The 26,474-nt window shown below is 46.7% G+C and carries 23 protein-coding genes; 16 read left to right on the top strand and 7 right to left on the bottom strand.

Translation table 11 applies throughout. The annotated features are described in order from the left end of the window. Positions 1-29: 29 nt before the first annotated feature. Both TTER_RS07035 and dnaX read right to left on the bottom strand, forming a co-directional pair. Positions 30-329, bottom strand: coding sequence for a YbaB/EbfC family nucleoid-associated protein (locus TTER_RS07035; RefSeq protein ID WP_012875329.1), 300 nt, complete (start codon positions 327-329; stop codon positions 30-32). Then, positions 326-1,978 carry a DNA polymerase III subunit gamma/tau gene (dnaX, locus tag TTER_RS07030; protein WP_012875328.1) on the bottom strand — a complete coding sequence of 551 codons (1,653 nt, stop codon included), beginning with the start codon at positions 1,976-1,978 and terminating at the stop codon, positions 326-328. Before dnaX ends, TTER_RS07035 begins: the two co-directional genes overlap by 4 nt. Before the next feature lie 146 nt (positions 1,979-2,124). On the opposite strand from dnaX, the gene selB reads away from it, so the two are divergent. The 4 genes from selB (at position 2,125) to ndk (ending at position 5,922) form a co-directional block, all read left to right on the top strand. Next, complete coding sequence (gene selB, locus TTER_RS07025; protein WP_012875327.1) at positions 2,125-3,984, top strand: selenocysteine-specific translation elongation factor; 1,860 nt, start codon at positions 2,125-2,127, stop codon at positions 3,982-3,984. A gap of 18 nt (positions 3,985-4,002) precedes the next feature. Next, a complete protein-coding gene (locus TTER_RS07020) occupies positions 4,003-5,169 on the top strand; it encodes a zinc-dependent metalloprotease (protein WP_012875326.1) in 1,167 nt (388 codons plus the stop codon). Next, positions 5,162-5,377 carry a hypothetical protein gene (locus tag TTER_RS07015; protein WP_012875325.1) on the top strand — a complete coding sequence of 72 codons (216 nt, stop codon included), beginning with the start codon at positions 5,162-5,164 and terminating at the stop codon, positions 5,375-5,377. The genes TTER_RS07020 and TTER_RS07015 overlap by 8 nt, the downstream gene beginning before the upstream one ends. An 89-nt stretch (positions 5,378-5,466) precedes the next feature. Continuing rightward, complete coding sequence (gene ndk / locus TTER_RS07010; RefSeq protein ID WP_012875324.1) at positions 5,467-5,922, top strand: nucleoside-diphosphate kinase; 456 nt, start codon at positions 5,467-5,469, stop codon at positions 5,920-5,922. On the opposite strand, the gene mutS is transcribed toward ndk, so the two are convergent. Beyond that, a complete protein-coding gene (gene mutS / locus TTER_RS07005) occupies positions 5,919-8,507 on the bottom strand; it encodes a DNA mismatch repair protein MutS (RefSeq protein WP_012875323.1) in 2,589 nt (862 codons plus the stop codon). The genes ndk and mutS overlap by 4 nt on opposite strands. Positions 8,508-8,522: 15 nt before the next feature. Continuing rightward, entirely contained in the window at positions 8,523-8,828 is a 306-nt protein-coding gene (locus tag TTER_RS07000; RefSeq protein ID WP_012875322.1) for an ATP-dependent Clp protease adaptor ClpS, read from the bottom strand. Positions 8,829-8,940: 112 nt separating this feature from the next. Between TTER_RS07000 and TTER_RS14725 the strand changes: the two genes are divergently transcribed. Further along, positions 8,941-9,696 carry a class I SAM-dependent methyltransferase gene (locus TTER_RS14725; protein WP_012875321.1) on the top strand — a complete coding sequence of 252 codons (756 nt, stop codon included), beginning with the start codon at positions 8,941-8,943 and terminating at the stop codon, positions 9,694-9,696. A gap of 4 nt (positions 9,697-9,700) precedes the next feature. Here TTER_RS14725 and TTER_RS06990 read toward each other — a convergent pair whose 3' ends face one another. Beyond that, positions 9,701-9,997 (bottom strand): hypothetical protein, encoded by a 297-nt coding sequence (locus tag TTER_RS06990; RefSeq protein WP_012875320.1) that lies wholly within the window; start codon positions 9,995-9,997, stop codon positions 9,701-9,703. A gap of 150 nt (positions 9,998-10,147) precedes the next feature. Here TTER_RS06990 and TTER_RS06985 point away from each other — a divergent pair, with 150 nt between their 5' ends. The 10 genes from TTER_RS06985 to pyrE all read left to right on the top strand — a co-directional run bounded on the left by TTER_RS06985 (position 10,148) and on the right by pyrE (position 23,542). Further along, positions 10,148-11,467: an FtsW/RodA/SpoVE family cell cycle protein gene (locus TTER_RS06985; RefSeq protein ID WP_012875319.1), complete on the top strand. Its 1,320-nt coding sequence runs from the start codon at positions 10,148-10,150 to the stop codon at positions 11,465-11,467. 194 nt (positions 11,468-11,661) lie between these two features. Continuing rightward, the gene (locus tag TTER_RS06980; protein ID WP_169302641.1) at positions 11,662-13,107 is read left to right on the top strand and encodes a peptidoglycan D,D-transpeptidase FtsI family protein; all 1,446 of its coding nucleotides are present in this window, start codon (positions 11,662-11,664) and stop codon (positions 13,105-13,107) included. Between the two features lie 165 nt (positions 13,108-13,272). Continuing rightward, positions 13,273-13,833 (top strand): bifunctional pyr operon transcriptional regulator/uracil phosphoribosyltransferase PyrR, encoded by a 561-nt coding sequence (pyrR, locus tag TTER_RS06975; protein ID WP_012875317.1) that lies wholly within the window; start codon positions 13,273-13,275, stop codon positions 13,831-13,833. 2 nt (positions 13,834-13,835) lie between these two features. Continuing rightward, complete coding sequence (locus TTER_RS06970; RefSeq protein ID WP_012875316.1) at positions 13,836-15,197, top strand: uracil-xanthine permease family protein; 1,362 nt, start codon at positions 13,836-13,838, stop codon at positions 15,195-15,197. Between the two features lie 3 nt (positions 15,198-15,200). Continuing rightward, positions 15,201-16,136, top strand: a complete 936-nt coding sequence (locus TTER_RS06965) for an aspartate carbamoyltransferase catalytic subunit (RefSeq protein WP_012875315.1) — start codon at positions 15,201-15,203, stop codon at positions 16,134-16,136. Beyond that, the gene (locus TTER_RS06960; RefSeq protein ID WP_012875314.1) at positions 16,129-17,475 is read left to right on the top strand and encodes a dihydroorotase; all 1,347 of its coding nucleotides are present in this window, start codon (positions 16,129-16,131) and stop codon (positions 17,473-17,475) included. The genes TTER_RS06965 and TTER_RS06960 overlap by 8 nt, the downstream gene beginning before the upstream one ends. Continuing rightward, the gene (carA, locus tag TTER_RS06955) at positions 17,460-18,566 is read left to right on the top strand and encodes a glutamine-hydrolyzing carbamoyl-phosphate synthase small subunit (protein ID WP_012875313.1); all 1,107 of its coding nucleotides are present in this window, start codon (positions 17,460-17,462) and stop codon (positions 18,564-18,566) included. The genes TTER_RS06960 and carA overlap by 16 nt, the downstream gene beginning before the upstream one ends. Next, entirely contained in the window at positions 18,566-21,853 is a 3,288-nt protein-coding gene (gene carB, locus TTER_RS06950) for a carbamoyl-phosphate synthase large subunit (RefSeq protein WP_012875312.1), read from the top strand. Before carA ends, carB begins: the two co-directional genes overlap by 1 nt. A 29-nt stretch (positions 21,854-21,882) precedes the next feature. Continuing rightward, positions 21,883-22,947, top strand: a complete 1,065-nt coding sequence (gene cax / locus TTER_RS06945) for a calcium/proton exchanger (protein ID WP_012875311.1) — start codon at positions 21,883-21,885, stop codon at positions 22,945-22,947. Positions 22,948-22,954: 7 nt separating this feature from the next. Then, a complete protein-coding gene (pyrE, locus tag TTER_RS06940) occupies positions 22,955-23,542 on the top strand; it encodes an orotate phosphoribosyltransferase (RefSeq protein WP_012875310.1) in 588 nt (195 codons plus the stop codon). On the opposite strand, the gene TTER_RS06935 is transcribed toward pyrE, so the two are convergent. Next, the gene (locus TTER_RS06935) at positions 23,532-23,741 is read right to left on the bottom strand and encodes a hypothetical protein (protein ID WP_148211910.1); all 210 of its coding nucleotides are present in this window, start codon (positions 23,739-23,741) and stop codon (positions 23,532-23,534) included. The genes pyrE and TTER_RS06935 overlap by 11 nt on opposite strands. A 110-nt stretch (positions 23,742-23,851) precedes the next feature. Between TTER_RS06935 and TTER_RS06930 the strand changes: the two genes are divergently transcribed. Further along, the gene (locus TTER_RS06930) at positions 23,852-25,513 is read left to right on the top strand and encodes a GIY-YIG nuclease family protein (RefSeq protein ID WP_012875308.1); all 1,662 of its coding nucleotides are present in this window, start codon (positions 23,852-23,854) and stop codon (positions 25,511-25,513) included. Here the strand turns inward: TTER_RS06930 and TTER_RS06925 are convergent. Next, positions 25,496-26,464 (bottom strand): polyprenyl synthetase family protein, encoded by a 969-nt coding sequence (locus TTER_RS06925; protein ID WP_012875307.1) that lies wholly within the window; start codon positions 26,462-26,464, stop codon positions 25,496-25,498. The genes TTER_RS06930 and TTER_RS06925 overlap by 18 nt on opposite strands. Between the last annotated feature and the right edge of the window lie 10 nt (positions 26,465-26,474).

Raw genomic sequence — 26,474 nt, 5'->3', positions numbered from 1 at the left:
TAGTGCATAGTGCACAATAAATTGCAAGTTTAGAAGTTGAGTCCCGGAATCTTCATACCACCAGTTAGTACGGACATGCGTTGTGCGGCTAGCTCCTGGGCCTTAGTTATTGCTTCGTTTACCGCGGCAACTACTAGATCTTCCAAAGTCTCAACGTCTTCAGGATCCACAACCTCTGGGTCAATCTTGATGCTCAGAAGCTTCATATGTCCGTTCATGACCGCAGTGATCGCCCCGCCACCAGCTGTAACCTCTACGGTTTCGTGCTCTAGTTGTTCCTGGATCTTCATCATCTGATTTTGAAGTTCTCTTACCATTCTCTGATTCATGACTCTCCTCCATTTATCTCGATGATTCTACCGTTAAAGATTTGTACTGCGGCTCTTACTCTGGGATCTGAGCTAAGTTTCTCCCTCTCAGTTCTTGTATCTGTTGGATTTAGGCCTGATTGCTCACTACTTAGTATGCATTGTATTTTCCATGTTCCACCCAAGACCTTCTGAAGGGTAGACTCCACGAGCTCTCTGTTTGAGGGTTCTTCAATGCTCTTTTTATGGAAGTCGAATTGAAACTCTATAACTAAAGTGTTGCCATCTTCAACCGCTACTGGTCTTCCTGCCTTTAGAAGGGCTTGAACCTTGAGACTGCTTGCTTTTAATCTATCCAATATTCTTTGCCAGTTTGCTTGTACCCTATCTAACGTTATTGGTTCGCTTTGTGAGGTTTGAGCTTCAGGCAACGCAGCATCGTTCTTTGATGTTACCTTGGCAACTATGTCGCTTATTGCATCCTTAACGTCTTCTGCTACCTCTTCGACTCTATGGATAACAGATTTACTGTTTGTGTGGGCCGGGTTAGGTTGCTGCCTTTGATTCTCTGTCCTTTCATAGGGTTGTGAATCTTTATTTGTGAGTGCGACAGCTGCCAATTCCAGCGGTAGGTAACCGTAGGACCCAGTACGTATCGTATAGTCCAGTGTGCTAAACTTCTCAGTGATTTCGTGTAACCTACCGATACTAACCATGCTTGCTTGATCGCTTATGGCCTGAAGTGATACCCTTTCTATCCCCGCCTTACTGGCGTTTTGGTTATAGGCTTTGAGCAACATTAGATCTCTCAAGTAGCTCACGAGCTCCTGAGTAAATTGTCTAGGGTCTACGCCATGCTCAGAGAGTTGTGTCAGCAGTGAGAGAGCTGCTTGAGTATCGTTATCTATGATTGCTCCCACGAAATTAGCTACTACGTCTTCCCCCACTATGCCCAGCAGCTGTTTTACATGCTCCAGCGTTATCTCCTCGTCACCATATACTGTAAGCTGGTCTAGGATGCTTATTGCATCTCTTAGACTTCCTGTGCTGGCTTTTGCTATAGCGATAAGGGCATCTTTCTGTATCTTAATATTTTCGTTCTCAGCTATAAACGCCAATCGCTCTACTATTTCCCTAGGTGTGATTCTTCTAAAGTCAAACCTTTGACATCGGGAGATGATGGTGGGTAGTACTTTCCAGACCTCGGTTGTTGCTAGCACAAAGATGGCATGTGCTGGAGGTTCCTCTAGGGTTTTGAGAAGCGCATTGAATGCGTGGGTAGTTAGCATATGGACTTCGTCTATTATATAGACCTTGTATCTTAGCTCAGCAGGAGCAAAGTTGACCCTCTCGATGATATCAGCTACATCTTCTACCTTTCTCCTACTGGCTGCATCGATTTCTATAAGATCTACTGCTCTACCCTCATTTATAGATAGGCATGCGCTACAACTATTGCAGGGTTTGGTACCTTCTGAAAGGCAATTTACTGCCTTAGCCAGTAGCCTGGCAGTGGAGGTTTTGCCAGTGCCTCTAGGACCGCAGAACAGGTAAGCGTGGGCAATCTTGCCAGACTTAATAGCGTTTATCAGAGTCTTCTTGACGTGCTCCTGGCCTACAAGTTCATCAAAAGTTTGCGAGCGATATTTCCGGTACAGTGACTGCGACATCATACCTCCAACTGCCATTATAACCGTTGAGTGTCTGCGTATATATGCTTTATTACTTTACTTATTCTCTGTGATATAATCCACTTGCCAACTTTACTTTTCTTTATTCTTTTACACTTCTCGTCATTCTTCTCAGGAGCTTGTCTGTGTTTGTCATTGGCACCGCTGGTCACGTAGATCATGGCAAGAGTACTCTAGTCAAGGCTCTCACAGGAATCGATCCTGACAGGCTGCAAGAAGAGAAAGCCCGTGAGATGACTATTGACCTGGGATTTGCTTGGCTGAAGCTACCCTCTGGCAGGGAGGTATCGATAGTAGATGTTCCTGGTCATGAAAGGTTCATCAAAAATATGCTTGCAGGTGTAGGAGGCATAGATGCGGCTATTCTAGTAATAGCTGCAGATGAGGGTGTCATGCCTCAGACGAAGGAACACCTGGCGATTCTCGACCTGCTTGAGATATCTAAGGCTGTAGTAGCTCTGACTAAAGTGGACTTGGTGGATGAAGAGTGGTTATCTCTCGTATACGAGGATGTATTCCAGCTCCTTAAGGGTACAGTATTGGAGGGATCGCCTATCGTTTGTGTTTCATCGCGCACTGGTAAGGGGCTGGGTGACTTAGTTAAGATTTTAGATTCTATTTTGGTGGATTCCCCTCGAAGTGTAAAAGGTGTGCCTAGGTTACCAATCGATCGAGTTTTTACTATCAAGGGTTTTGGTACTGTGGTTACAGGGACCCTAATCGAGGGCTCTCTTATTCTGGGGCAAGAAGTAGAGATACTTCCTACTGGGAAACGGGCTCGAATAAGAGGGCTTCAAAGCCACAAGAATCAAATTAGTTCTGTTGGTCCGGGTAGGAGGGTGGCTGTAAACCTGTCGGGAGTAGATGTCTCTGATATCCAGAGAGGAGATGTGCTTGTTACTCCTGGTAAGTTTAGACCAACAAAGCGAATTGATGTGTATGTGAGAGCAGTAAGTGACCTAGATGATCCAATCACCCATGCCGATAAGTTGGAGTTCTTCTCAGGTACCACTCAATCTCAGGCTATCCTGAGCTTATTGGGAATAGATACCATAGATCCTGGGAGTTCTGGATATGCCCAACTTAGGTTGAGTGATCCTGTGGTGGTCTCTCCAGGCGACTATTTCATACTGAGGAAAGCATCTCCTTCTGTTACGGTGGGCGGAGGAATAGTATTGTCCCCATATCCTAGAAGGCATAAGCGTAGCGATTCAGCGATATTACAGCTGATGAATATCCTTCATAGAGGTAGCATCAACGATAAGGTTGTATCCATCCTAAGCCTCTATGGACCTATGCCCTTGAACGATCTATTGATGTCTCTAGGATATGCTCATGAAGATGACATAAGGGGAATGATAGCGAATAGCCAGTTAATATCAATCAGCTCTGGATATAACTCAGACTCTCTAGTAATGACTAGAGAATTCTGGGACTCTATCGAGCAAGGTGTTACTATAGAGCTCCATGAGTACCATAGTAACTTTCCCTTGAGAAAGGGAATGCCGAAGGAGGAGTTCAGAAAGAAGCTGCCTGTACCTCTTAGGTTTACATCGGCCGTTTTACATAAGTTAATAGAGGATAACATAATAAAAGATTTAGGTGACTCTGTAAGCGCTACTGATTGGCGTTTGGAGGTGCCAGCATACTTAAAGTATAAGGCAGACAGGATATTAGAGAGCATAAGAGCAGGTGGTAGCTCTCCTCCATCTCCAACAGAAATCGATGCTGACAGGGAGCTGTTACAGGCTCTGGTAGATATGGGTAAACTTGTTAAGGTGGATGATGATATTTATTTTTCTATCGACGTTTATGAAGACATGGTTGATAAGATACTTGCTGATATTGATAAGAGTGGACCTATAACTGTAGCGAGGGCAAGAGATCTGCTGGGAACCAGCAGGAAGTATGTACTGGCTTTGCTGGAGTACATGGATGAGCAGAGAATCACCAGGAGATCGGGAGACTACAGGGTAAGAAGGTAGTATAGCTAGAGGAAAAAGATGCTGAATAACAGGAGAAAGATAGAAACAGGGATACTAATTGGCGCCGCTCTTGGTGCTATATACGTTGCTACCAGACCGAGAACTACAAATCATGATTCTTCTAGGCTAGTTAATTGGTCTAAAGTAGAGCAGATGGCTATCAATATGGTGCAATCTCTACCAGATTCAGAGGTGATCGATAGGCATCGCTTGGGATTTATGTACAACGATATGGTTCAGCAAAGTGTAGCTTTCATTCATAGCTACACTGGATTGGATCTGATCCATGGTACCGGCACTGTTTACGTGTTTGATCGCGTAGAGTGGATAAAGGCTAATATCGAAGGGTTTCGCAAGCTCTTCAGTAAGATAGAAGAGATACAAGCGCACCTTGACAATTCTAGCTCGTTGGGCGCTCTAGTGTTCTCTCAGGTAAACAAGCAGCTTATGAGCACACAGATGGGGGTGCTCCTTGGCTACCTCTCAAGAAGAGTGCTTGGACAATATGATCTAAGCCTACTTGGGAAGGAACCTGTTGGTGGCAGTTTATATTTCGTGGAGCCTAACATTCGCAAGCTTGAAAGGGACTTGAGGCTGCCAGGATATAATTTGCGCTTGTGGATAGCGCTTCATGAAACTACTCATGCATTTGAGTTTGAGGCTAATCCATGGCTAAGGGATTATTTCAATAGCCTATTGGAGAGTTATTTTGATGTAGTAAACAGTCAGGTAAAGACTTTCAGGGGTAAGGATCTGCTCAACACTGCCATATCCAGCCTGCGTTCGAGAGATAATTATGAGGGTTGGATGGAGATATTCATGCCTCAAGCTCAAAGAGAGATCTTTCGCAAGCTTCAGGCGGTAATGAGCCTATTGGAGGGGTATTCAAACCATATTATGAATTCTATAGGCTCATCTGTACTGCCGGATTACAGCTATATTAAATCAAGGTTTGATGCAAGACAGACCAATGCCTCTTGGGCGGATAAACTCTTTGCGCGCTTGACAGGACTTCATATAAAGATGGAACAGTACCGTCAGGGTGAGGCTTTTGTGAACAAGGTGGTGGCTGAACGCGGAATAAGCTTCATGAACAAAGTATGGGAGGGGCCTGAGAATCTGCCGTCCCTTGAGGAGATAAAGTCTCCCCAGCTATGGATAGAAAGGATAGATGCTAATGCCTGATATTACTTACATGCGTATACCAGTCATCCCAGATGAACCAGATACTAATCCTGCACCAGACTATCCCGAGGTGGACACGCCGCCCGAGCCAGAACCAGATATACCTGAACCTGTACCTGACATAGGACCAGATATACCTCTGGAGCCTACTCCTGAAGAACCTCCGGAAGTGGAGCCAGAGAGAGAACCGGTCCCAGCTATAGGCTAATTACTAACTTCTGATCTGTTTATTGGTATTCTTGATCTTGGGTCAGCAAGGCCCAGGCATAGATTACTTTGTGTTATAGGAGGGATCATTTGGAAAGAACATTAGTAATAGTAAAGCCAGACGCTGTACAGAGAGGCCTTATAGGAGAGGTTATAGCCAGGATAGAGCGTACAGGTTTGAAACTGGTTGCTTTAAAGCTCTCTAAGATAGATCGAGAGACTGCGCATACACATTATCAGGAGCACGTAAATAAGCCTTTCTTTCAAGGACTGGTGAACTTTATAACTTCCGGCCCAGTAGTTCTGGCCGTTTTTGAGGGACCTAATGCCGTTTCCATAGTTAGAAAGACTATGGGGGCTACTAACCCTGTTGATTCTGTTCCCGGTAGCATAAGAGGGGACTTGGCTATTAGTCTGGGCAGAAATGTTATACATGGCTCGGATAGCCCTGAGTCGGCAGAGAGGGAGATATCAATCTTTTTCTCTCCCGATGAGATACTTAGCTACGAGAGAGCTATAGATAACTGGATACTGGAGAGGGATTAGGGATTACTTAGATCAAGCAACTTAGTGGCTGCCCGCTGGCGGATCTCGAACAGCTTGGTCAATGCCTCCACAGGAGTCATTGATTCCACGTCTAGATCCGCCAGCTCCTGAAGCAATCCATCATCCGGATTGAGAAAAGTTAGTTGAGGATTATCATCTTCCTCTTCCTTCTTGAGTTGTGCTTCTAGCTCTTTTAGGAGCTCTTGTGCCCGACGGATTACAGATTTCGGAATACCGGCTAGCTTGGCCACATGGATGCCATAGGATTTGTCTGCTCCACCTGGCACGACCTTTCTAAGGAAAACCACATCGTTGCCTTCCTCAAGAACTTCCATCCTAAAGTTCTTGACCCTTGGCAGGAATTCTTCTAATGATGTGAGCTCATGGTAGTGTGTAGCAAATAGGGTTCTGGCTCTTGTCCGAGTGTTGTTGTGAAGGTACTCAACTACAGCCTGTGCGATTGCCATTCCATCATAGGTACTTGTACCTCTCCCAATCTCATCCAGTATTACCAGGGATTTGGGAGTGCAGTGGGCGAGTATATAGGCGGTCTCAGTCATCTCTACCATAAATGTGCTTTGCCCGCTGGCTATATCGTCTTGAGCACCCACTCTGGTGAATATCCTGTCTACTATCCCTATACGAGCGCTGTCAGCAGGTACGAAGCTCCCTATTTGTGCCATGAGGGTTATAAGCGCAACCTGTCTAAGATAGGTGCTTTTGCCCGCCATATTGGGCCCGGTTAAGATAAGTACTTGATGGGTCTCCTGATCAAGGAAGGCATCGTTAGGTACAAAGCCCTCGCTGGCTCTCAGCTCAACTACCGGATGTCTGCCCCCCTTGATTTCTATAACATCATCCTCAGATACTATGGGTCTAACATACTGGTGTCTAACTGCTGCTTCTGCTAGCGATACGTAACAGTCTATCTCGGCTATCTGTCTGGCTGTTGAGAATATCTTGCCTGCTTCTCCAGCTATTCTAGTTATGAGTTCATCAAGCAATTGCTCTTCTATGGTCTCAGCTTCTGTTTGCGAGTTCAGTATGAGTGACTCGTACTCCTTCAGCTCAGGAGTTATGAAACGTTCCGCCCCCACAAGTGTCTGCTTTCTTATATATCTGTCTGGTACTAGGTGTTTGAATGAGTTGGTAACTTCTATGTAATAACCAAATACCTTGTTGTAACCTATCCGCAGGTTTTTGATTCCGGTAGCCTCGCGTTCCTTGCGCTCGAGAGATGCTATCCACTGCTTTGCATTTGTTGATGCGCTCCTTAACCTATCCAGCTCTTGAGAGTAACCCTCACGTATGATCGTGCCGCTTCCTCTGACTGCTGGAGGATCGTCCACCAATGCTGACAATATAAGGTCGACTATATGTTGGAAGTTATGGATGGATACTTGTAGCTGCATGTTACATTGCTGAAGTATCTGTACAAGTTCTGGAATCTTCTCCAAGCTGAGGGCAAGGGAACGTAGCTCTCTTGGAGTAATAGTCTTTTGGACCAGTCGGTTGGCTAATCTCTCCAAATCGGAGACTTGCTTGAGTGCTTCTCTTATTCTTTCTCTAGCTTCGCTATGTGCTACAAACTCCTGTACTCTGTTTAGTCTATTTTCTATGGATTCTTTGGATATCAGTGGCTGGTTAATCCAGTTCCTGAGCATTCTAGCGCCCATGGCGGTGCTGGTATGATCGAGCACGGCTAACAGTGACAGAGATTTATCTCCTCTAGTGCTCTCTATCAACTCTAGGTTCCTACGCGTTCTATCATCCAGAGGCATAAAGTTAGACAGGAAGTATGTGCTGGGAGGGCGCAGGGTAGATAAAGCAGCTGGATTGGTATCAGAGATGTATTGAACTAGGGCCCCAGCTGATTTCAAAGCTACTGGCATAGAGTCAAGCCCGAACGCCTCTAACGATTGGGCATCGGTTAGCGACAATACCGAGTCCCTAGCTACATCGGTTTTCCATTTCCAGGACTCCAATACCGTGATCTGCGCTGGATGTCCTGATTGTTTCATCCACACATGTTCTTCACTAGTATGGACTTTGTCTGGGCCCTCGCTTACCAAAACCTCTGAAGGCTGAATCCGAGTTATTTCATCTCTGAGCTTATCTAGCCTGTCTTCACCTGTTATCTCTGTAGCGTAGAAGTCTCCGGTAGATACATCAGCGAAAGCTAAGCCGACCCTGCCTCTGCTAAAACAAAGGGCCATCAAGTAATTGTTTCTTTGAGCTTCTATCAAAGATGGGTGATCAACTGTGCCCGGTGTAAGTACTCTGGTTACCTTTCTTTCAACTAGGTTTTTGCCATCTGGCTCACCTATTTGATCACATATGGCTACCTTGTGGCCGTTAGCGATGAGCTTTGCGATATACCCCTCGGCAGCATGGTAAGGAACGCCCGCCATGGGTATCTTTTTGCCTCGAACCTCCCTTGAGGTTAGAACTATGTCCAGTTCTGAAGACACTATCTTAGCGTCTTCGTCAAAAGTCTCGTAAAAGTCTCCCAGGCGAAAAAATAGTATGGCGTCCGGATATTGCTGCTTAATTCTTAGATATTGTTGCCTTGCGGGTGTAGACATGACAGTGCTTCGAGGTTACTTCTCAATCGTTGCGGTAAGTCCAAATGATAGTAGTCTATCTTGATAGAGCTCTGCAGTCTCCTTAGCTCCTGCCCAAGCAACCGATTGGCCATTGTGATGAGCCTCAAGCATTACCTGAGTTGCTTTCTCTAGGCTCATGCCTAGGCATCTCATGAGGACGAGTACGACGTAGTCCATGCTATGGACGTCATCATTCCATAGTATGACCTTCCAACCAAAAAGGCTATCGGGTATATCTAGTAATTCCTTCTCTTCGCCAGAGACTTCTCTGTATATAGGCATATCAAAATCAAGCCCCATTATCTCACTCCCGTCATCCTGGCTTGTCTTTTTGCTACAGATTGGATTTTATCATCTGTTTGGTCATGTTTGGCACTTGCTTGCTTGTTACTGCTTTCTTTATGCTTCAGATATGTACGACGAGTTAGTTGCGGAACTATACGATTTGGAGCATGATTCGGTAACTGAGGACATAGACCTCTATCTCAGCTATGCAGCTCGCACTGGCGGTCCGGTGCTTGATCTCGGATGTGGTACTGGTAGAGTGATGCTTCCCTTAGTAAAGCATGGGTACGAGGTGGTAGGTCTTGATGCCTCTCCTCATATGTTAGACAGGGCCAGGAGACGACTATCAGGTTTGCCTGAGGCGAGATTCAAGCTGATCCATGGTGTGATGCAAGACAGCCTGTATAACTTGCCGGAGGAAACTTTTGGCCTAGCCATATGTGCTCTCAATACTTGGTCGCATGTGCACGATCTACAGCAGGCGATGGAGATTTTGGAGGGTATTAAGAAAGCTTTGAGGCCGTCTGGGTTGCTCATTCTGGACATGGAGGATGTTGCTGGCAGGAGACCTGGCAACGGAGAGGTATTACTAGCTGGCAAGTTTAGGAGAGGTGAGGATATTATTCTGAAGTTGGTGTCTGCAAAGACAGACCAAGCTAACTCTATTGATCACGTTACTATTATCTGGGATATAAGTAGCTCTGATACCCTCAAGAGGGTGGTTTTTGAGGCTGAGATGAGAAATTATACTCTTGGAGAGATCTATCTTCTATTCAAGGCTGCAGGACTGAAGATAGAAAACGTCTTCGGTAGTTGGGACATGACGCCTTATTATGGCCAAGGTGACAGGCTGATAGTTGTGGGAGCAAAGGGAAACATATAGAAGTCTATTCTTCTACTTCCCTCTCTTCAAGCCTTATAGGACCTCTAGGCGCAGAATCTAGGAATTGTTGTACATCTCTGTCTTCGTACCCTGATGCCCTTAGCAGGAGCTCAGAGGCTAATCTGAGCACATCGCTCTGAGGAAAGCCTTCAGTATCGCCAGGATCAAAATCGAAACCCTCTCTAGTAAGGATGAATCCATCGATGCCATCCTCGCCTCTAACGAGCGTTATAAGCACCTTGGCTTCGTTGGGCTGTACGTCGATTTCTTCTTCGTGGTCCTGTCTTTCTAATTCTTCCATTTGTTCTGTATTGTTATCAAGTGATTTTTCCAAAGTATATTGTAGCTAACATATTCAAGTCAAATGCATTCGGTTAGGTATCCTTCGTTGCTTGATTAGCAACTCGGCTTGTTTGCCTAATCCTCTCATAGATGGTGTAATAGTATAAGCATGGTCAAGACTGTACGTAGATTTAGGTTTATAGAACTGGAGCTACTGATATTAGCAGCCCTGCTTATAGTAGCAGGTTTTCTACTCATAACTTTAGTAAGTCGTGGCGAGGCTTACTGGACTCTATCAGACCTATCTACAGCTCTAGCCTTCGTGGGCGCGCTATTTGTTGTTCACCTTTATTTCACGGTCACTCGCTTTGCTGGCGACCAGGTTATCCTTCCTACAGTAGCTATACTTACGGCTGTGGGTCTAGTTGTCATAAGAAGGCTAGAGCTTATCATGTCTGGTGGCGACAACCCCTTGGGCGGCATAGCTATAAGACAGAGCTTATGGGTTCTGCTTGGCATTATCGCCATGATGGTAGTTGCGGCCAAGGTGGATCTAGTTTATAGACTGCGTAGATATAAATATTCCATCGCCGTTCTGGGTTTGTTATTAATGGCGGCTCTCCTTATACCCTACGTTGGTGTGGAGATAAATGGGGCCAAGCTCTGGTATAGGCTTGGTCCTATTCTCTTTCAGCCTTCGGAGATAGTCAAAGTACTGTTAGTTATCTTTTTGGCCTCATATCTTGATGAACGTCGGGAACTTTTAACCTCTTTCTACAGGGTTGGACCGCTAAAGCTACCTCCCCTGCCTTACCTCGCTCCTATGGTTACTATGTGGGGGCTGTCGATGTTGGTTATAGTTCTGCTCAAGGATCTTGGCACAGCTCTACTATTCTTTGCTATTTTTCTAGCTCTGCTCTACGTTGTTACTGGTAGGGGATTGTATATTTGGGTACTGGGTGGTATGTTCGTGGCTGGATCTTATGTAGCCTACCAGCTTTTCGCACACGTACAGGTCAGGGTGCTTGCATGGCTGAATCCGGCGTTCGACCCGTATGATTCGAGTTTTCAGATAATACAGTCTTTGTTTGCTCTTAGTACCGGCGGTGTGTTTGGTACTGGCATAGGCTACGATGCCCCCCAGAACATGCCGTATGTACATACCGACATGATATTCTCAGCCATTGGTGAAGAGTTGGGATTGATAGGCACCATCGCCATTCTTGCCTTATATATAGTGCTTATATATCGTGGATTTATGATATCTATGGCTGCGAGACATGGTTTTTACCAGTTGCTGGGCATAGGTATAACAACTATATTTGGCGTACAGACCTTCATAATCATAGCAGGAGATATCAAGCTTATTCCCCTAACTGGCGTCACTCTTCCGTTCATCGCTTATGGAGGCAGCTCCACTTTGACCAACTTTATCATGGCGGGATTGCTCCTCGGTATTAGTGGAGCTAGGGGGAGGGACGCAAATTGAAGTTTTTCCTGCGCCTTCTTAGCCTTGTATGCATAGCTGGGTTGCTCATCTATGGTGCAACCTCTGGTTCAGATGTAATATGGATGTCTTGTCTTTACCTGAGCATGCTGCCTCTCTGCTATTTGATATTTTCCATGATTCCGGTCGATGCGCCTGATTGGAAAAAGAATACATGGAGAATCGTGGGGGTGTTGATGGCGAGCTTTATCATGCTTAGCCTGCAGCTTCTACGCCAGCAGTTCATCATAGCTGATACTTACGCTACCACTCCGGTAGGAGGGCTTTATAATCCTAGGCTACTGAATGCAGAGCTAAGGGTAGTGCGTGGTCGTATATACGACCGAAATGGCATCGAGATAGCAGGAAGGGTGATCACTAAGCAAGGCTATGTTAGGCGTACTTACTCAGACCCTTCCACGTCTTATATAGCTGGTTATTTCACTCCAGATGCTGTGATCGGTAAATCAGCTCTTGAGAAAGCTTATGACGATTATCTTTCTGGTCGTGCTGGTGATCCCATCGAGAGGCTTAGAAGCAAAGTCTTCCACACTCCAATGGTAGGCAATGATCTTGTATTGACCTTAGATGCTAGACTACAGAATCTTGGGCAACGCCTGCTAGGCAGCAGAAGAGGGGCTATCGTGATGATGAATCCTAAGACTGGTGAGGTTCTGACTCTGGTGAGCAATCCCACCTACAACGCCCAGGATCTGACTATGAACCCTGATCCATCTGTAAGAAATCAAGAGATCAATAGGTTGAGAGAGGAACTTTCTAAGATAAGCAGTGGTGCTGATGCCAGGCTAATTAACAGGGCTCTGCAGGGGCTATACTCTCCAGGCTCCACCTTCAAGACCGTTACGGCCGCTGCGGCTATAGATCTTGGAGTTGCGGAGCCTGACGACATCTATGAGGATGACGGTGAATTCGTGGTTGAGGGTCATATAGTAAGGGATCCTAACAGACCTGATGAAAGCAAGACTAAGTGGACGTTGCTAGAGGCTTACAAGTGGTCCTTGAACGCTGTTTTTGCCCAGGTGGGCCTACAAGTTGAAGCTGCTGGACTTAGGGAATACGCAAGAAGATTTGGCTTCGAGAAGCGTATACCTTTTGATCTACCAATATCGGTTAGTCAATTGGCCAAGTATCCAGCGGATCTGAGCAATCGAGTGTTGCTTGCGGATACTGCTTTCGGCCAAGGAGAGATTCTGGCAACGCCCATGGAGATTAATTTGATCACTTCTACTATAGCTAACGAAGGTGTTATGCCAGCACCATATCTGGTAAAGAAAATAGTCTCACCTGGTGGCCGGGTAATTGAAGAAAGGGAATATACACCCCTGGAACAGGTGGTGACTCGGGAGACTGCCCAGAAGGTCAAGGAAATGATGGTGGCTACTGTTGACAGCGGCAGTGGTCAGAACGCGAAGATTCCTGGTGTTAAGGTTGCCGGCAAAACAGGTACAGCTCAACTAGGAGAAGGGCAAGCTCCTCATGCCTGGTTTACTGCTTTTGCTCCAGCCGACAATCCTCAGTTTGCTGTGACAGTTTTAGTTGAGAACGGTGGCGAAGGGTACAAGGTTGCTGCTCCTATTGCTAAGGCCATGCTACAGGCAGCTCTGCAGGAATATAGTAAGTAACGTGGTGCTTGCAATTGGACCATTAGTGTTCCTATAATCAGTTAGCCTTTAAATCCAGTCCCGTGAGGCTGGCAAGGCAAGGACAATCTGGCTATAGCTATATAAATATGTCTGTTAGCCTAAGCTCCTGCCTGCCGCCTTGCGGAAAAAGCAGGAGCTTTTATTATGGGTCCAAATAGATTAGATGAGCGAGCGAAGAATCTTATAGATCAGTCTGCCATGCGAAGGATGCTTATCCGCATGGCACATCAGATATTTGAGAACAATCCTGACCTCTACGATGTAGTTTTGATAGGTATCCGTACCCGGGGAGTACACCTCGCCCATAGGCTTCAGACTGAGCTGCTCCGTATAGGGGGTGTAAAAGTCCCGGTTGGGGAGATAGATATCACCCCCTACAGAGATGACCTCTTAAGAAGAGATGACTATCAATCTAATTACTCCAATGTAGATTTCCAGGTTGAAAACCGCACAGTGATACTTGTCGATGATGTCCTTTACACTGGACGCACGGCTCGGGCTGCCATGGAGGCCGTGATTGATATGGGCAGGCCGGCGAGGATCCAGCTAGCTGTCCTTATCGATAGGGGACACAGGGAATTGCCTATAAGACCTGATTATGTGGGCAAAAACCTTCCATCTTCTCGAGAGGAAGAGGTGTTAGTAAGGATATCGGATGTTGATGGGGTGGAAGGGGTGTATCTCGTAAGGAGGGGAGAAGACTGATCATGAGTTCAAATGCGCAGACAGTAGAAAGCAATCAGCTAGTTGTAGCTTATCCTGAGACCAGGCTACCACTGGGTAGAACGCTGATACTTGGCATACAACATGTGCTAGCTATGTTCGGTGCAACCGTCCTGGCGCCAATAGTCATGGGTTTTGACCCAAGTCTAGCGCTTTTCTTCTCTGGTGTGGGAACGATCATCTTTATCCTAATTACAAGAGGCAAGATCCCATCTTACCTGGGAAGTTCTTTTGCCTTCATTGCTCCAGTCATCGCAGCTAAGGCTCAGGGTGGCATACCGGCAGCCCTAGGAGGAATCTTCGCAGCAGGAGTTGTCTATGCGGTTATTGCGGTAATAGTTATGTTGGCTGGGCCACGATGGATAGATGTTGTGATGCCTCCTGTGGTTACCGCTTCGGTTGTAGCTGTTATAGGCTTGGCTCTTGCCCCTACTGCGATCAACATGGCTTCAGGTAACATAACGCTAGCAATCATAAGCCTGCTGGCTGCCGGCATTATCGCAGTGGGAGCTCGAGGCTTCCCTCGCCTCGTCCCGATACTTCTCGGTGCGATAGTAGCTTACGTTGTTGCACTAATAATGGGCGAGGTAGATCTTACTCCTGTACGTAATGCTGCCTGGATAGGCTTACCCAATTTTGTGACTCCTACGTTCAGCTGGAGGGCTATATCCCTGATAGCGCCCGTAGCTTTGGTGCTCGTAGCCGAGAACGCAGGCCATATCAAAGCTCTTGATTCCAATATGGGTCGTGATCTTACCCCCCATCTTGGCAAAGGCTTTCTAGGTGATGCTGTGGCTACTATGGTGTCCGCCTTGGGTGGAGGCCCTGGACAAACGACATATGCTGAAAACATAGGCGTCATGGCTATGACCAGAATATACAGTATCTATGTCTTCATAGCTGCAGCCATTACAGCCATAATTCTCGGGTTCTGTCCAAAGTTTGGGGCGTTGATTAACTCGATACCTGTTCCGGTTATGGGTGGCATATCAATATTGCTATTTGGGCTTATAGTGGCTACCTCAGGAAGGATTATTCGAGATGCGGGTATTGATTTTACTAGCCCCAGACCTCTGATAGTATTTGGAGCTACCCTTGTCATCGGGGGAGGTAGTGCAGCACTACAGTTTGCACATTCTACAGTAAGTAGTCTAGTACAGGCCAACAAATTGCCTGCTGATGTCCTGTCGCAAGTACCTACCGGGACCATCAATATAGGCAATTTTGCCCTTGGAGATATGGCGCTGGCCACATTTGCCGCGATACTTCTCAATCAATTGTTGCTCAGATTGGAGTCTCAGCCACAACACGGAGAGTCTATTGCCGTAGCTGATGCAGAGGTTTGATAGATGACTGTTACGATTCGTAACCACTTACTTGATGTAGATACGCTAGGGCGAGCCGGGATAGAGAGAGTATTAAAGAAGGCTGAGTGGTTTGGTAGCACCAATTCAACTAGCTATTCGCATCAGCTAGCTGGCAAGTTGGTTGTCAACCTATTCTATGAACCAAGTACCCGGACGAGGATGTCTTTTGAGATAGCTGCCCGTAAGCTTGGGGCTGAGGTAATAAATTTTGCTGTGGCTGGGAGCAGTGTAGAAAAGGGTGAGTCTCTGATAGATACTGTTCGGACTATCGAGGCTCTGGGGGCGAATGCTATAGTTTTGAGGCATCAGGCTGCTGGTGCTCCCTACCTGCTGGCAAAGCATTATTCTGGTGTGATTATCAATGCCGGAGACGGGAGGCATGCTCATCCAACTCAGGCGCTCCTGGACCTGCTGACTGTTTATCAGGTATTTGGCCGTATTGAGGATGTTACCGTGGCTATCGTAGGTGATATCCAGAACAGTAGGGTCGCCAGATCAAGCGCAATCGCACTCGCTATGTGCGGAGCTAATGTTAGGCTCGTATCTCCCCCAGCATTGTCTATACATCCAGATTGGTTACATGGACTTGGCCTGTCAGCTAGCATACATACCTCTCTCGAAGAAGGCATCACAGGCGCTGATGTAGTTATGGCTCTGCGCATACAGAGAGAAAGACAGGATCAGGGATATATACCTAGTATTCGCAACTATATAACGAACTATGGCATCACCCCGGAAGTCATAGCAAAGTACTGTCCGGGCGCATTGATTATGCATCCTGGGCCAGCTAACGAGGGGATAGAGATATCTGCGGATCTTATGGTTGCTCCCAACAGCTTGATCCAAAAGCAGGTTGCGAACGGCGTGCTAGTCAGGATGGCAGTTCTTAGCATGCTTCTAGGAGGAGATAGTGAGTAGATTACTGCTGAGTGGAGCCAGAATAGTATGTCCTTATACCTCGATTGATAGTACAGGAGATGTGCTAATAGAGGATGGTCGCGTAGCTGCCGTCTGCATTGGTAAGTCGCTGGATGTGGATCAAGCTGAAAGTGTGGACTGCAAAGGTTTGGTATTATCCCCTGCGTTCGTAGATGTGCACGTGCACCTCAGAGAGCCTGGAGAGGAACATAAGGAAACGATAGCATCTGGAGCAAGTGCAGCTCTAGCTGGTGGATTCACCACTATATGCGCTATGCCTAACACGAATCCTGCCATAGACAATTCCAGGTTAGTCAGGTGGGTAATAGATAGGGCGAATGGTACCGGCATAAGGGTTCTTCCAATAGGTGCTATTACCATTGCAAGGCAGGGTAAAGTACCGGTTGATTACGAAGCTATGGTTAAGGCGGGGGCCGTAGCTTTCTCCGATGATGGCAGTCCTGTCATGAACTCCCGAATGATGCGTCTGGCTTTACTTTACTCCAGAACATTGGGAGTGCCCATATCCTCTCATTGTGAGGATACTGAACTGTCAGCTAAAGGTTGTATGCATGACGGAGCTGTTAGTGCTCGATTGGGGCTCCCCGGAATACCCGCTAGCGCGGAGGAAGCCATGATCTATAGGGATCTATCACTGGCTGCCGAGACGGGTGGGCATATACATATTGCGCATGTGAGCACTTCTGGAGGAGTTGAAGCCATCAGACATGCGAAGAAGATAGGTGTGAGAGTCACGGCTGAAGCTACCCCTCATCATTTCACATTCACTGATGAGTGGGTGGCAGGATGGCGAGATTCTAGTACTGATCGATGCTTGAGCATTTCAGCGTACGATACTAATGCTAAAGTCAATCCTCCTCTTAGGTCTAGGGAGCATGTTGAAGCGGTCATTGATGGCTTGGTTGATGGGACGATTGATGCAATTGCTACTGATCATGCTCCGCACTCAGTTCTCGAAAAAGATTGTCCGTTTGAGGAAGCCGCCTTCGGTATTAGTGGCCTTGAGACCGCTCTGCCTCTTAGTCTGGAGTTAGTCAGAACAGGAAGAATCTCTATGATGAAGATGGTGAGCTTGCTAACCATCTCGCCAGCCAAGGCCTTTGGCATTGACCATTGGGGAATAGAGGAGGGTAGAGATGCAAATCTTGTGTTGTTCGATCCCAACCTGAAGTGGACAGTTACTCCATCGGCCCTGCTTTCCAAGGGCAAGAATACACCTTTGATTGGTAGGCAGGTCATGGGGCGAGTACTTATGACCATATCGGGAAATAAGCGCTATGTAAGAGAGGAATTGAAGGCAAAATGGAAGCAGCATTAGTTCTAGAAGATGGCAGGATATTCAAAGGAGAGCCATTCGGCTACCTTGGCTATACAGAGGGAGAGGTTGTATTCAGCACGTCCATGACCGGATATCAAGAGATGTGCACCGATCCCTCCTACTATGGGCAGATACTATGCCTTACATATCCTCTTGTTGGTAACTATGGGATAAGTGAAGCTTTCGATCAGTCTGTCCGTCCTTGGATAGCTGGATTAGTAGTTAGGCAGCACTGCGATCATCCTTCCCATTGGTCTAGTCAGGGAACGATTGATTCATACCTCAAGAGACATGGAATTCCCGGGATAAGTGGGGTCGACACTAGGGCATTGACCCGTCATATAAGGTCTCATGGCACGATGCGAGGTGTGCTTGTATCCGATATGTCTCAGTACTCGCTTGAGGAGCTACTAGATAAAGCCCAGAGGGCACTTACACCAGATGATCTTCCCAGTGTGGACACAGTTAGCCTTGGTAAGAGATATGAGTACAAGACGGACGTAGCTGGCAAGCGAATAGTAGTAATAGACTGCGGCCTCAAACATAATATACTCAAGTCGTTGGCTAAGTACCCTGTGGAGATAATAGTAGTTCCTTATTCAGCTACTGCAGAGGACATACTAGAGCTATCTCCTGATGGAGTACTGACATCACCTGGCCCGGGCGATCCCGAAAATGCTGAAGCTCCAGTTAGAGCTGTGAAAGCTGTGCTGGACAACGAAGTGCCTTTCTTTGGTATATGCCTGGGGCACCAGATCCTTGGACTTGCCATCGGTGCTACCACAAGCAAACTTAAGTTTGGTCATCGTGGAGCAAACCACCCAGTAAAGGAATTAGCTACTGGGCAAGTACACATAACCTCTCAGAATCATGGATACCAGGTAGACGCTGATAGCATACCGGCTCATGAAGGTTGGAGGGTCAGTCACGTTAGTCTGAACGATGGCTCTGTGGAGGGTATGCTGCACGTAACCAGGCCAGCTTTTTCAGTGCAGTACCACCCGGAGGGCTCTCCAGGCCCCGATGAGAACGAATACCTATTTTCTAACTTCCTTTCAATGGTTGAGACTTATTCAAGGAGGCAAAGCTAATGCCCATCAGGTCCGACGTAAAGAAAGTTATGGTTATAGGTTCTGGCCCGATAATTATCAGCCAAGCTGCGGAGTTCGACTACTCTGGTAGTCAGGCATGTAAAGCTTTGCGAGAAGAGGGCATATTTGTTGTGCTTGTGAACTCTAATCCCGCGACCATCATGACTGATGAGGCCACGGCAGATAGAGTGTACATTGAGCCTCTGAATGTGGATGTGTTGGAGAAGATAATTAGCAGGGAGAGACCTGATGGTATACTACCAACGCTTGGCGGACAGACAGGACTAAACTTGGCAGTTGAGCTAGCCTCCGCGGGTATTGTTGATAAGTACGGGGTTAAGCTTCTTGGGACTTCCCTGGAGAGTATCAAGCAGGCAGAAGATAGATTACTGTTCAAGCAGCTGCTCCAGGAGATAGGAGAGCCTGTAATTGAGAGCATGACTGTGCATTCTGTACAGGAAGCTATAGCTTTCGCCAATCAGATTGGTTACCCGCTCATCAGCAGGCCTGCATACACGCTTGGGGGAACTGGAGGTGGTATAGCCCACAACCAGGGAGAGCTGACTAAGCTAATAGAACATAGCCTAAGAGCTAGCCCGATAGGCCAAACCCTGCTCGAGAGATCTATAGAGGGGTGGAAAGAGATCGAGTACGAGGTCATTCGAGATAGTGCAGATAACGCCATAATAGTCTGCAACATGGAAAACATAGATCCTGTAGGGGTACATACTGGCGATTCTATTGTGGTGGCGCCAAGCCAGACTCTGACTGATCGCCAATATCAAATACTTAGGGATTCAGCGCTTAGAATAGTGCGTGCTCTGAAAATCGAGGGGGGTTGTAACGTCCAATTCGCCCTGGATCCTAAGTCGGATGACTACTATGTTATAGAGGTCAACCCAAGAGTTAGTAGAAGCTCAGCTCTGGCTTCGAAGGCCACTGGTTATCCCATAGCTAGGGTTGCTGCCAAGATAGCGCTAGGTCTTACGCTGGATGAGATACCTAATGCAGTTACGTCCTCAGCAACGGCTGCCTTGGAACCTTCACTGGATTATTGTGTGGTCAAGATACCTCGTTGGCCTTTCGATAAATTTACCGAAGGTGACAGGAGGATAGGTACCCAGATGAAGGCTACCGGCGAGGTTATGGCTATCGACCGGTGCTTCGAGGCAGCTCTACAGAAGGCTGTACGCTCTCTGGAGATTTCGGGGAGAAACCTGCTCTGGGAGTCTCCAAAGTGGAATGATCCAGAGGAGCTGGATAGGGCTCTACGAGTGCCTACAGATGAGAGGCTTTGGGCCATAACTACTGCACTGAGAAGAGGTTATACAGTTGAGGACGTCTCTAAGAAGACGAAAATCGATCCCTGGTTCATAAAGTGCATAGAAAATATAGTCTCCTTAGAAGGTGCCATCAGGAATTCCAAGTTAGATAAAGCGCTATTGTGGAGGGCAAAGAGGCTGGGATTTTCCGATGCGTACATAGCTCAGATTAAAGGAGTAAGTTCTGAGGACATTAGGAAGTTACGCAAGCAATGGGGTATAACTCCCGTATGGAAGATGGTTGACACATGTGCCGCTGAATTTGAGGCTACAACTCCTTACTTCTACAGTACATATGAAGAGGAGAATGAGGCTTTACCACAAGAAGGTAGGTCATCTGTTGTCATAGGTTCTGGTCCCATACGAATTGGGCAGGGTATAGAGTTCGACTACTGTAGCGTCCACAGTGCAAGATCCCTAAGGGAAGCTGGGGTAAAGAGCATAATGATCAATAGCAATCCTGAGACTGTTTCTACAGACTTTGATACTTCGGATAGACTGTACTTTGATCCGCTTGACGACGAAAGCATTAGAGATATAGTCGAGAATGAGCGTCTGGAGACACTTGCCGAAGGCTACCCCACTCAATCTACGCTTGAGGGTGATGAGCTGCCGGTAGCAGGTCCTCCTGTGATTGTACAATTTGGTGGACAGACGGCCATAAATCTTGCATCCAAGTTGCACAGAGCTGGCTTTAAGGTCCTAGGCAGCTCGCTGGAGTCCATAGATTTGGCGGAGGATCGAGAGCGCTTTGACGGGTTGCTCAATAGCCTGGGCTTACTTAGGCCTCCTGGAGGGACCGCTAGAGATCTGGATTCTGCTTTGGAGACTGCCACCAGGATAGGTTATCCGCTTCTTGTAAGGCCTTCTTATGTTCTAGGTGGACAGGCTATGAGAATAGTCTACAACGAGGTTGAACTTCTAGATTATATAGATGCTGCTACAGAGGTAAGTGGAGACCATCCCGTTCTGCTTGACAGGTACATCGAAGGCACTGAAGTGGAAGTGGATGCTGTATCTGATGGAGAGACGGTGGTTATCCCCGGTATAGTCGAGCATATTGAGCGAGCAGGCGTGCATTCAGGAGATAGCTTTGGTGTATACCCGCAGATAACTCTGGACGACCGGGATGTCTCACAAATTGAGGAGATCACGGTCAAGTTAGCTCGAGCTATGAACGTCAAAGGGCTGATGAACGTTCAGTTTGTGGTTCAGGATCATCAGGTGTATATCCTTGAAGTAAACCCCAGAGCCAGTCGTACAGTACCCTTTATTAGCAAGGTCACCGGGGTGCCTTTGGTAACTCTGGCAACTCATGTGATGCTTGGCAGTAAGCTTGCTAATATGGGTTATGCTACAGGATTAGTACCCAGGGTGCCACTATATGCCGTGAAGGCTCCGGTATTTAGCATGTCGAAACTAGCTGGGGTTGACACGGTTCTTGGGCCCGATATGAAGAGCACTGGCGAAGTTATGGGCGTAGATGTTGAATATGAGCCAGCACTTATGAAGGCTATGATAGCCGCAGGTATAAATCCTCCTCCAGGAGGATCGGTGCTGATGTCTATAGCTGATCATGAGAAACCTGAGGCTCTGCCGCTAGCTGCTGCTCTGGTTGACATGGGCTATGCATTGGTATGCACTGAGGGTACATCAACCTTCTTTGAGGACAATGGTATTCGTGTAAACCAGGTAGTGCACAAGATAGGCTCAGTACGCCCAGATATCACTGATATCATCCGGAGGAGACAGGTTTCCTTAGTAATCAATACGCCTTCCAGGTCTGGTAGGACCATAAGAGATGGCTTTGAGATTCGTCGTGCGGCTGCAGAGTCTGGTATTCCCTGCCTGACATCCCTGGATACAGCCAAGTCTCTTGTGAAAGCATTGCAGAGAAGAGGAGATTATAATATCGCTACTGTTGTGGAGTACAGGCAGGGGGCGGTGGATCTTTTGGCTGTGTAATTTCTCTATTACACTATTGGGAGTGATGTGTGAAATATATATATGCACTGCTTGTTTTTTTACCCATAGCAGTACTTCTACACTTCTTTATCCCAGACTTATATCTGCTTATATTTATCACTTCCGCTATTGCCCTGGTTCCTCTTGCGGCTGTGTTAGGCCAGGCTACTGAGGAATTGGCTGTTTATACTGGCCCACAGGTAGGAGGTTTATTGAATGCTACTCTCGGAAACGCAGCTGAGTTGATCATAAGCATAGTTGCTCTTCGTGCAGGTTTGGTAGACCTGGTAAAGGCTTCTGTAACTGGGTCTATCATAGGCAACATCCTAATAGTTATGGGAGCAAGCTTATTAGCAGGTGGTATAAAGAATGGCATCCAAAGATTCGATAGGAGTAGCATGGGTGCTGTTGCATCCATGATGCTGCTTGCTGTTATATCGATATCTGTTCCAACTATATTTTCAGCCACGATACAGCGTGAGTCGGGTCATGAAGACGTACAGCTTCTAAGCGATGGTGTAGCTATCGCCATGATAGTGGTATATGTACTATATCTACTGTATTCTTTCTTTACCTCTTCTAATTCCCATAAAAGTACTTCTGATAGTGCTGAGAGTGAGCATACGGCTAGCTGGAGCCTGCCTGTTTCACTGGGACTACTTGTTGCTTCCACCATAGGCATCGTGGTAATGAGCGAGATACTAGTGGGGGTTGTAGAAGAGGTTGTACGTGCATTAGGGTGGACAGAGGTCTTCCTGGGAGTAATGATCATACCCCTTGTCGGTAATGTGGCTGAGCATCTGGTAGGGGTACAGGTAGCTGTAAAGAATAGGATGGATCTGAGTCTTTCTATATCCTTAGGTAGTAGCTTGCAAGTGGCACTGTTTGTAGCCCCAGTGCTGGTCCTAATAAGCCTGTTTTTCTCTAAGCATATGGACCTGGTATTCACAAGATTCGAGATAGTTGCACTTATAGCCGCTGTTCTAATAGGTAATCTAGTGGTGTTGGATGGTGAAAGTAACTGGCTTGAGGGCGCACAGCTTATTACAGCATATGTCATATTGGGAATAGCATTCTATTTCTTACCTGTTTAGGAGGATTATGAGGGAAACGACTGACACCAGAGAATTATTAGTTCGAAATGGCGCACTTCTTGAGGGGCATTTCTTACTTTCGAGTGGACTACACGCGCAGTACTATGTTGAGAAGTTTCGGATCATTGAGAAACCTGATTTAGCTTCATCATTATGTAGCCAGATCGTACAGCATTTTGCCGATAGAAACCCAGATGTTGTTGCAGGACCTACCACTGGTGGGGCAATACTAGCCTTCGAGGTGGCGAGACAGATGGGGCTACGAAGTATAATCGCTGAACCTGCTCCTACAGGTGGTAGGGAGTTCAGGCGTGGGTTCGAGATCAAGCCTGGTGAGCGAGTGCTAATAGTAGACGATGTCATGACTACTGGCGGATCTGTGAAAGACACCATTGAAGCTGTCAATCAGCTGGGAGGTAATGTGGTAGGCGTTGGTCTGCTTGTGGACAGGTCGGGGGGGAAAGTTGATTTGGGGGTTGACTATTGGTCTACCATAACTCTTGACATACCGACTTACGACCCAGAAGTGTGTCCTCTTTGTTCTGCTGGAGTGCCAATTACTAAAAGGGGAACTTCTGCTAAGGTCAACCCGTAGCTAGTATATCGTCTGAGTCCAGTTGCCGCTCAAGCTCTGCTAGCTCGCGAATACGATATCTGATCTGAGCTAAAGTAGCTGGATTTGGCCTGCGTTCGTATTCAGCTCTAAGCTCAGTTATTATTTGTGAAACGCGGCCGATGGTACGCACGGTAGATAGAAACGGATCTTTGTGAAAACCTTCGTTATTACCCAACACCTAACCCTCCCTACCTTCCCACAATTATACCGCGTTAGGGTATAAATATTGTTGCGTTTTGCTATTTCTAGCAGTATTTATGCCTTTGCTTATGTATTTACGAGGTTAGAATGGATTCTCAGGATAAAATCAGATCTCGTGCTGTAGCGCTGCTTAAAAATGGCCCGATGAGTGAAGATTCTTTGGCTCGGGAACTTTTTGGCGCTATAAATAGTGGTCCAGCTTGGATTCGGATCTTGGAGCAGTGTCTAGATGGGGACCCCCGCTTAGAAAAGGACCCAATAGGGGTTTGGAGAATTAAGGAAGATGCTATATCCAGGCAACCAGTTTTACTTACTGGTCGTACAACTAGAGCCAATAGAGGTCGATTGCTTTTGCTAGCAATATATGCGCTTGAAGAACCTACGATAAGGTATTGGAGATTTTCTGTTAACTCCAAGGTGCCGTTGTATCAGGAAGGTTTGTACGATTGGTTTGCGGATATAGAACCCGTGCCTTTTGAGCATGTAGCAAAGGATATCAGCCACTACTTAGTGGGTAGAAATGTATACGTACTTGATATCAAGGTCTGGAATTCTCTAGCCCATGAGTTCTCTAGGATAGGATTGTCTCCAGATCTGGCTGAGCCTGTGGTTGTAAGTTCTAAGGGCTGGGATAGGGACAAATCAAACTATCTTCTCAAGGGGTTATCGCCGGGCCCATTTTCAAACTCTAACCCCCTTGCAAAAGAGATACAGATGATTTTGAGTGCTATCAAGGATAGCTACACACATCACGCTGCTCAGGACGTAAGTTATAGGCTACGTCATATGCAGGAAAAGGTGAGAGCTGTACCGGAATGGCCAGGAGTGTATATCTTTTACGATTCGTATGGTACCCCGATGTATGTAGGTAGCTCCTCCAATCTCCGCAGCAGGCTTAGGACTTATCTCGCGGGACAGGTGGACATAACTCGTAATATGAAGGGCTTTCTTGAGAATGTGAGCGATTTTGAATATGTGCTGTTAGCTACACACCTTGAGGCGCAAATTGAGGAAATGGCTCTAATATCGCGTCTAAATCCCAAATACAACATCCAAAAGATGCGAACTCGCAAGCTTTGGTGGTTGAGGATAGAGAAAAAAGATAACATCAAGCTAGCTGTTGTCAGTGATAACAGGAAAGAGGGTGCTTTTCACTTAGGCCCTTTACCTAACAGGAAGCTGCTCTACGACCTAAAGATCGTGGTTCAATCAGCACTAACTCTCTGTCCATCTATGCTTCCCGAGGAACCCGAAGGGCTTGCGCAAGTAGTTCAGGATCCTGAGAAACTGCAGCCAATAATAAGCCGACTTATTTATATAACAGGAGTAGACAGTAAGCGTAGCTTAGAACGGTCAAGTATGACAAGGGTTTTGCAGAAGATTGAGAATGGTCAGTTCAGCTTGATGCCTGGTAGGTTCCAAGGTCCTGCTATCATAATAAGCTATTGTCGCCTGAGTCGAGAGCTGTTATTTACGGGAGTTGTAAACATCCCTACGGTCTCCGCCAGGGCTAGATGGGATGATATCGAGGATGTTCGAAAGAAGATAAAGGAACTATTAATCTTATTGGACTCATGTCAAGAATTGACGAACGTACCTACGTATGCGCTTTCGATTACAACTGAGTGGCTCTATGAACATAGATTTGATACTAGGATATGCTTCCTACCAATTACTGTAGAAGAGGTGATCAGTAGAGTCCAGCAGTTGGTAGAGGAGCAATGCGATTCCCTACAAAGTCCTCTCTAAAGTAAACTGAGCTATCTCCATCATGGCTTCACGAGAATCACTATTAGGTAATACTAGGAGAGCGGCCTTGGCTTCCTCAATAAGGGCTGCTGCTTTGTCTCTTGCCTTTTCCAGAGCACCTGAGGACTTGATAATATCTATTGCTCCGTCATAATCTTTGCTGAGTCCTGATATGACTGCCTTAACGTGTTCGGCTCTAGGATCACCGACGGCAGCACTTTGGAGGAACAGTATTACCGGTAGAGTTATAGTGCCCTGCCTTATATCGTTACCCGCAGGTTTGCCTATCTGCTCAGTGGACGTGAAATCTAGCAAGTCATCTATGATCTGGAAAGCTAATCCTAACTTCTTACCATAAGTAGTCAATGCCCTTCTATGAGGTTCCGGTGCTTTGGAGAGTATAGCCCCAGTTTCGGTACAACACTCGAAGAGAGCTGCGGTCTTTGCGTATATTCGTCGATAGTACTCTTCTTCTGAGGGCACTCCGTTGTGCTTCCCCAGACTCTGCCTCAGCTCTCCATCTACTATAACCATCAGAACTTTCGCAAAAAGATCAATCGCCTCGGGATCTGATGTCATAGCCGCGTAATGAGCAGCTTTTGCAAACAGAAAATCTCCTAGGAGAATGACGACTCCAGGACCAAATATCGAGTTAGCAGTAGCTATACCTCTTCTGACGTCGGCTTGGTCTATTGTGTCATCGTGTATAAGAGTTGCAGTATGCAGTAATTCAACGGCCACGGCAGCGTTGAGCAGCTTTTCGTGATCCGGCGAGTTGATGCTGCCAGAAAGAAAGACCAGGGCAGGTCTTAGTCTCTTGCCACCGGCTAAAATCAGTGATCTTACTACTGATGCTAGCTCTGGTATCTCTTCTGGCACTGATTCCAGTAGTTTCTGTTCTACTTGTCTGAGTTCCGACGATATGATTCCGAAGGAAGTGAGTGTAGTCACATCAAACCTC

Origin of the sequence: Thermobaculum terrenum ATCC BAA-798 (assembly GCF_000025005.1) — a bacterium.
Lineage (GTDB): Bacteria > Chloroflexota > Chloroflexia > Thermobaculales > Thermobaculaceae > Thermobaculum > Thermobaculum terrenum.
This window is presented reverse-complemented; position numbering and strand designations above follow the sequence as displayed.

Coding starts and splice junctions, on each gene's coding strand:
- pyrE (WP_012875310.1), top strand. CDS start 22,955: ATGAGGGAAACGACTGACACCAGAGAATTATTAGTTCGAAATGGCGCA.
- TTER_RS07035 (WP_012875329.1), bottom strand. CDS start 329: ATGAATCAGAGAATGGTAAGAGAACTTCAAAATCAGATGATGAAGATC.
- carA (WP_012875313.1), top strand. CDS start 17,460: ATGGAAGCAGCATTAGTTCTAGAAGATGGCAGGATATTCAAAGGAGAG.
- TTER_RS06965 (WP_012875315.1), top strand. CDS start 15,201: ATGACTGTTACGATTCGTAACCACTTACTTGATGTAGATACGCTAGGG.
- TTER_RS07000 (WP_012875322.1), bottom strand. CDS start 8,828: ATGGGGCTTGATTTTGATATGCCTATATACAGAGAAGTCTCTGGCGAA.
- TTER_RS06985 (WP_012875319.1), top strand. CDS start 10,148: ATGGTCAAGACTGTACGTAGATTTAGGTTTATAGAACTGGAGCTACTG.
- mutS (WP_012875323.1), bottom strand. CDS start 8,507: ATGTCTACACCCGCAAGGCAACAATATCTAAGAATTAAGCAGCAATAT.
- TTER_RS06980 (WP_169302641.1), top strand. CDS start 11,662: ATGGCGAGCTTTATCATGCTTAGCCTGCAGCTTCTACGCCAGCAGTTC.
- dnaX (WP_012875328.1), bottom strand. CDS start 1,978: ATGTCGCAGTCACTGTACCGGAAATATCGCTCGCAAACTTTTGATGAA.
- TTER_RS06990 (WP_012875320.1), bottom strand. CDS start 9,997: ATGGAAGAATTAGAAAGACAGGACCACGAAGAAGAAATCGACGTACAG.
- pyrR (WP_012875317.1), top strand. CDS start 13,273: ATGGGTCCAAATAGATTAGATGAGCGAGCGAAGAATCTTATAGATCAG.
- carB (WP_012875312.1), top strand. CDS start 18,566: ATGCCCATCAGGTCCGACGTAAAGAAAGTTATGGTTATAGGTTCTGGC.
- TTER_RS07015 (WP_012875325.1), top strand. CDS start 5,162: ATGCCTGATATTACTTACATGCGTATACCAGTCATCCCAGATGAACCA.
- TTER_RS06930 (WP_012875308.1), top strand. CDS start 23,852: ATGGATTCTCAGGATAAAATCAGATCTCGTGCTGTAGCGCTGCTTAAA.
- TTER_RS14725 (WP_012875321.1), top strand. CDS start 8,941: ATGTACGACGAGTTAGTTGCGGAACTATACGATTTGGAGCATGATTCG.
- TTER_RS07020 (WP_012875326.1), top strand. CDS start 4,003: ATGCTGAATAACAGGAGAAAGATAGAAACAGGGATACTAATTGGCGCC.
- TTER_RS06970 (WP_012875316.1), top strand. CDS start 13,836: ATGAGTTCAAATGCGCAGACAGTAGAAAGCAATCAGCTAGTTGTAGCT.